The organism is bacterium, assembly GCA_037131655.1.
GTDB lineage: Bacteria > Armatimonadota > Fimbriimonadia > Fimbriimonadales > JBAXQP01 > JBAXQP01.
Genome location: JBAXQP010000167.1, coordinates 1 through 6,217 on the forward strand (window position 1 = coordinate 1; position 6,217 = coordinate 6,217).

6 protein-coding genes are annotated in these 6,217 nt (G+C 50.6%); all 6 read left to right on the forward strand.

All coding sequences use genetic code 11. From position 1 onward, the window contains the following. Positions 1-233 precede the first annotated feature (233 nt). The gene (locus tag WCO51_08580; protein ID MEI6513313.1) at positions 234-2,429 is read left to right on the forward strand and encodes a DUF5703 domain-containing protein; all 2,196 of its coding nucleotides are present in this window, start codon (positions 234-236) and stop codon (positions 2,427-2,429) included. A 250-nt stretch (positions 2,430-2,679) separates the two neighbouring features. Next, positions 2,680-3,096 (forward strand): nickel-responsive transcriptional regulator NikR, encoded by a 417-nt coding sequence (gene nikR, locus WCO51_08585; protein MEI6513314.1) that lies wholly within the window; start codon positions 2,680-2,682, stop codon positions 3,094-3,096. Positions 3,097-3,112: 16 nt separating this feature from the next. Beyond that, entirely contained in the window at positions 3,113-3,796 is a 684-nt protein-coding gene (locus WCO51_08590; GenBank protein MEI6513315.1) for a hypothetical protein, read from the forward strand. Beyond that, positions 3,796-4,812, forward strand: coding sequence for a cobalt transporter CbiM (gene cbiM / locus WCO51_08595; GenBank protein MEI6513316.1), 1,017 nt, complete (start codon positions 3,796-3,798; stop codon positions 4,810-4,812). Before WCO51_08590 ends, cbiM begins: the two co-directional genes overlap by 1 nt. After that, positions 4,809-5,747 carry a cobalt ECF transporter T component CbiQ gene (gene cbiQ / locus WCO51_08600; GenBank protein MEI6513317.1) on the forward strand — a complete coding sequence of 313 codons (939 nt, stop codon included), beginning with the start codon at positions 4,809-4,811 and terminating at the stop codon, positions 5,745-5,747. The genes cbiM and cbiQ overlap by 4 nt, the downstream gene beginning before the upstream one ends. Positions 5,748-5,875: 128 nt before the next feature. Next, positions 5,876-6,217, forward strand: a 342-nt coding sequence (locus tag WCO51_08605; protein MEI6513318.1) for an ATP-binding cassette domain-containing protein, incomplete at its 3' end; no start/stop codon positions are given.

Here is a 6,217-nt window from a genome sequence, read left to right on the forward strand (position 1 = left end):
TCCTACCCCTTGATAAGGCGGACACAAATCTTTACCCATGATGCACCCCCCCCATAGTGTTTCAAAAGAATATTCCAAGCAGATCCTTTGCCGGAGCTTAGAATGACACCCTTCGGGGTAGGAGGTTTCATCCCCTGCCCCCCTTTCTTCGACTTTCCCTGTCGCGTGTATTGACCTTATCTCCCTCAAAGTGTAACCTATACACAAGGTTAGGGCTAGAAGGGGGTAGAGACTTGTTAGATCAATTACAACGCTATAACGTGGTTTGGGATACGCCTAGTCAGGATTGTTATGGATCGATGCCGATTGGGAATGGGGATATTGGACTGAATGTGTGGGTGCAATCGGATGGGGGGCTGCACTTTTACATCGCCAAGACAGATGCGTGGAGCGAGCAAGGGTGTCTGTTGAAGCTTGGGAAGGTGCGGGTAGGCATCACCCCTAACCCCTTTAAACCCGGCATGGCGTTCAAGCAGACGCTTGACGTCAGGAATGCAGAGATATTGGTTGAGGCGGAAGGGGTTCGGGTTCGGGTGTGGGTGGATGCAAACCATCCGGTGATTCACGTGGAAGTGGAAAGCGAAACTGAGGTTGGAGTGAATGTGGACTTCAACATGTGGCGCACCGCACAGCGCGAAATCACCGACCCGCAGGAACAAGGCAGCATCTATTTCGCTTATTCCAAGGACGATCCGCGCCCGATGATTATTGAGCCGGATACCCTGGTCAAAGGGCAGAAGGATCGTATCATCTGGTATCACCGGAACGAGTGGTCGAACTGGCGGGACAACCTTCGCGCACAGAATCAAGAGGAATTAGCCGATCAGCTCAAAGACCCCCTGCTCAACCTCACCTGGGGAGCGGTCATTCAGGGCGAAGGGCTTATCTCAGCAGGAGAAATGGCTCTGCGTTCGGCCAAGCCAGGTAATAAGTTCTCTGTGGATATCACCGCTCTCACCAGCCAGCCGGATACTGCCGAGAAGTGGCTTCAACAACTCGATGAGACCGTCGCGATGGCGTCAAGTTTACCCATGGAACAGCGGTTGAAAGAACACCGGCAATGGTGGGAAGACTACTGGAACCGAAGTTGGATATTCGTCGAAGAGTGCTGGAACCAATTCGAAGTCACCCGCGGCTATATCCTGCAACGCTTTATCAACGCCTGTGGCGGACGTGGGGCACAGCCGATTAAATTCAACGGTTCCCTGTTCACCGTGGATGCCTGGCCAGGACTAGCGCGAGAGGACGGCAGCATTCCCGACGCCGACTATCGACAATGGGGCGGCCCTTATTGGTTCTATAACCAGCGCTGTGTCTATTGGTCGATGCCCTTCAGCGGCGATTACGACCTGATGATGCCCCTGTTTAAGATGCACACAGACGGCCTTACCATCGCCAAAGACCGCGTGAAGCGTTATCACGGGCACGAAGGTGCATGCTACCCTGAGACAACCTGGTTCTGGGGCACGCTGACCACCGGCGATATGCCCATGGAGGGGACTAAGGAATCTGTCGACCACATGATCGCCAACAGCTTTTACTACTTCTGGAATGGCGGGATTGAACTGGCGTCGCTGATGCTCGATGTGTTCGAGAACACCCAGGATTATGAATTCGCCCGTACGATGCTGCTGCCGGTGGCGTCCGAAGTGGTCACCGCCTATGACCAGCATTGGCCCCGCGATGAGAACGGCAAACTACGCATCTGGCCCTCATGCCTAACCGAAAGCGGGCCTACCTATGACAATCCCTGCACGGAAGTCAGCGCGATCATGCACATCGTTCCACGTCTGCTGGCTCTACCCGAAGAGCTCACCACCCAAGAGCTTCGCTCGCAGTGGGATCGATTGATGAGGGAAATGCCTGAACTGCCCACCTTTGAGCTTAACGGCCTAAAGCTTTTGGATCAAGCTAAAGACTACAAAGGCCCTCGGGATGGAGCCGGCAACTCGGAGATGTGGGCTGTCTGGCCTTACCGCCTATTCGGCATTGACAAGCCCAATCTCGATCTGGCTGTAGCGACCTTTGCCAACCGTTTCCGGCAAGCCAGCGGGGGATGGCAGCAAGAGGGCATTCAAGCAGCGATGTTAGGCCTGGCGATCAGCGCCGCGCAAGCTGTCGAGTTTAACTTTACGGCGAAAGACAAGTACAGCCGCTTCCCTGCATTCTGGGGACCCTATTTCGATTACATCCCCTGCCAGTGCCACGGCAACGTAGCGATGACCGCCCTCCAGCGCATGCTGATGCACGTTGATGGCGAGAAAATCATCCTCTTCCCTTCCTGGCCTGACTTCTGGGGAGTAGACTTCAAACTCCACGCCCCCCATAACACAATCGTAGAAGGAAGTCACCGCCGAGGAGGCAAAACCACCTGGAAAGTAACCCCCGAGTGGCGAGCAAAAGACGTAGTCCTGCGCGGACCGCAGTAAGGGATAAAGCAAGAAGCAAAATGCACGATCCGAAATTTCCCCCTTTCCAAGGGGGTGTATAAGGGGGGTCTTCCGGAACCTCACCCCCTACTTCGTAGGCCCCTCTCCGTGATACGGAGAGGGGTAAGTTAGTCAAATATTCAGTTAACTTATTGCGGTTGAGGTTGCCCCGGATAACACCCCCATTTACTAATATCCCTTGACTTGCTTATCTTTATCGTGTTACTATTACTAAATACGTGCCACGGAGGTGGTTATGGAACGGTTTGGGGTTTCGATGGATGAGGAATTGCTAAAGCGGTTCGACTTGATTGTTGAAGCACGGGGATATGCTTCGAGGTCGGAGGCTATTCGTGATCTTATTCGAAAAGAGATCGTTAATGAGGACTGGGCCAAACCTGATGCTGAAGTAATGGGGGCTGTAGTTATTGTATATGAGCACCATGAACATGAACTATCAAACGTGCTGGTTGAGATGCAGCATCAGTTCCATGAAGCTATCGTCTGCAGCACACATGTACATATGGATGAGCACAATTGCCTTGAAGTTATATTAATAAAAGGAAGAAGCGCCGATATAAAGATAGTGGCTAACAAGCTCATCAGTACCCGTGGCGTCAAACATGGCGAGCTTGTCTGCACTACAACAGGGAAGACAGTCATCTAGAAAGGAATCTGGAAGAATGAGTTTTTTAAGTTTTCGGTTTCAAAATAGTGTCATTAGGCTGGTTCTATTAACACTCACTATGACTTTAGGGATGCAAGCAGGAGCATGCTATAGCGGCCTCGTCGTAATCCCAACTGCTGATGTTATCGGCAACAAACAATTTACCATCGAGCCCCAAATTGATGGAACTACTTCCAAGTTTCAAACCGATACCTATTTATTAAACACCGAATTCGGGTTAAGTGATCAATTTGAGATAGGAGTTGACTTCGATCTCAGCGAAGAGAGTGATCAAAGACTTCTGTTAAACGCCAAGTATGCCCTTGGGCCATTTGGCAAAACCCCTTGGCGCTTTGCGTTTGGTATAACTAATACAGGCGCAAATGTGGATACCAATCCATATATCGTTGCCACAAGTGAGCTTGAGCATTTTAGACTCCATTTTGGCGTAATACATATTGAATCAAATGAAAGATGGTTTGTTGGCGCTGACAAAGAGGTGGGGAACGCGCTGACGGTCATGGCTGATTACACTTCAGGTAATGATAATTACTCGTCTATTGGACTTAGCTATGAGTTCAATAGTAGTTTATGCTTATTTACGGGCGTTATGTTCCCCAACAGTGAAGGCGATACTCGCTTTACGCTGCATCTAGTTTATACCGGCTCGTTGGGTGGTTCAACGAAGGAGAAGAAATAATGCATATCCCTGATGGATATTTAAGTCCACAAACTTACTTGCCTGCCTATGCGGTGATGATCCCTATCTGGGCAGTCGCTTCACGACGCCTCGAAAAGTCTCTTCGAGCACGTCAGGTGCCTTTATTAGCTCTAAGTGCTGCTTTTACTTTCTTGATAATGATGTTCAACGTGCCCATCCCAGGCGGCACAACTGGCCATGCGGTGGGAGCAGTGTTGGTGGCAATCCTGTTAGGCCCTTGGGCATCTGTGATCGCCGTATCGCTAGCGCTCGCGTTACAAGCGCTATTGTTCGGGGATGGCGGAATAACCGCACTGGGGGCTAACTGCCTAAATATGGCTGTGATTATGCCCTTTACCGGCTGGGCGGTTTATCGGTTAATCGCAGGCTCATCGGCAATAGGCTCAGCCCGTCAAAAAATCGCAGGCGCAATAGGCGGTTATGTAGGGCTGAATATGGCGGCGCTAGCGACTGCGCTTATGTTCGGCATCCAGCCTCTTATCGCGCGAGATGCGGCAGGTCGCGCACTCTATAACCCTTTCGGACTTAAAGTTGCGGTCCCCGCAATGGCGATTGAGCATTTACTATTGTTCGGGATTGTGGAAGCGGTTGTCACAGGGCTTGCGCTTGCCTATTTGCAGCGTTCAGAAACACCAGCTATAGCTACCATCCCAACCAGCGCTTCATTATCACGAAGGTTGGGCATAGTGCTTGTAGCACTTGTATTACTCTCCCCTCTTGGGCTTATTCTACCGGCCAAATTTGGCGCCGGATCGGCTTGGGGAGAATGGAGCGCTAATGAGGTTGAAAAGCTAACAGGGTATATCCCCAAAGGGATTCAGCACGCCGAAAATGGCTGGCGCGCACTCCTGCCTGATTATGGGTTACCCGGTCAAGGTGACTCCTTACTGATTACGAGCCTGACCTATGTCCTTTCGGCAATAGTGGGAGTTGCGTTCTTTATGCTAGCCTCCTATGGTTTTCGTAAATTTGTGGTTCGAAGGGAATCCAAATGAAACCTCTGCCGGATTGGATGCGCCCACAGACTAATTCAAAAGTATGGGATGAACCTGTAATCCCTGAGGGTGCGCCTCATAAATCTGGCGCAAATCGTCTCGCGAGAAAGGCTTTAGACAGCCTCGCAGCTCTCGTCTCAGATCGCCGAGCGAGAGAGAATATAGCTTCACGCTCAGGCTTATTGCAATCTATTGATGCCCGAGCTAAAATAATCGCTCTAATAGGCTTGGTCGTGACCACTACTCTTTTACACAGCCTCCTTGCGTTGGCGATTGGTTATCTAATCTGCATTACACTGGCGGTTCTATCAAAGCTGCCCGCCAAGAGGGTTGCCGCGGTTTGGCTGGCAGTGCCGTTTTTTTCAGTGATCATCATGCTTCCCGCAACTCTTAATTTAGTAACGCCAGGCAAAGGGATTATCACACTGTATCACTTTGCGAACGGCCGATTTGGGCCATGGATTGTGCCGAACACCCTTGATATCACCGATACGGGGCTTTTTATCCTGGCGCGGTTTGTGCTTCGATCAGCGGTTTGTGTAACCTTTACGATTCTTCTTGCCTCCACAACAACACCCTCACGCTTACTTAAAGGATTGAGGGCATTAGGAGTTCCGAGAATGTTCGTAACGGTTCTCTCGATGATGGAGCGTTATATCTCGGTCTTAGCAAAGACTGCCGGTGAAATCCACCTAGCCAAAATGAGTCGTTCAATCAGCGCAGGAAGCCTTCGACAAGAACACGATTGGGTCGCCTCCGGCATCGGTTCACTCTACCGACGAACCCAATCGCTAGGCCATAACGTCTACCTAGCCATGATATCCCGAGGCTACACCGGTGATATTCAGACATTAGAATCCCCCCGCTGGCGATCCAATGACTGGTTATTCGTAGCCTGCATAGGAATTCTGATTGTAATGCTGCTAAAGGTATGATTGATGATTCGAGGTAATGTATTGCGTATTTCCCATAAATTCAGCAAAGGCTTCGTCAGAGCCGCTTACGCTCTGCTACCGAAGCATCGTGATTTTCCTGAAATACGCAATACGGTAAGGTATTAAAGATGGATCTATTCTGTGTATCCGACGTCTCATTCTCTTATCCGGGGCAACCTAATTGCCTGGAGGAGATTGCATTTCAGGTAAATGAAGGGGAACGGGTGGCGCTGCTCGGGGCGAATGGCAGCGGAAAATCGACTCTTCTACATTTGCTCGATGGATTGTATTTCCCCAATAAAGGCTGCATTAGTGTGAAAGGACATGCAATCACGGAAGATGCGCTGGAACAGCAACCGTTCGGACCTCGATTCCGCAAAGAGGTTGGTTTCTTATTCCAAAACTCTGACGCCCAGCTATTCTGCCCCACGGTAGAAGCAGAAATCGCCTTTGCTCCACTCCAATTGCGC

Coding starts and splice junctions, on each gene's coding strand:
- WCO51_08590 (MEI6513315.1), top strand. CDS start 3,113: ATGAGTTTTTTAAGTTTTCGGTTTCAAAATAGTGTCATTAGGCTGGTT.
- cbiM (MEI6513316.1), top strand. CDS start 3,796: ATGCATATCCCTGATGGATATTTAAGTCCACAAACTTACTTGCCTGCC.
- cbiQ (MEI6513317.1), top strand. CDS start 4,809: ATGAAACCTCTGCCGGATTGGATGCGCCCACAGACTAATTCAAAAGTA.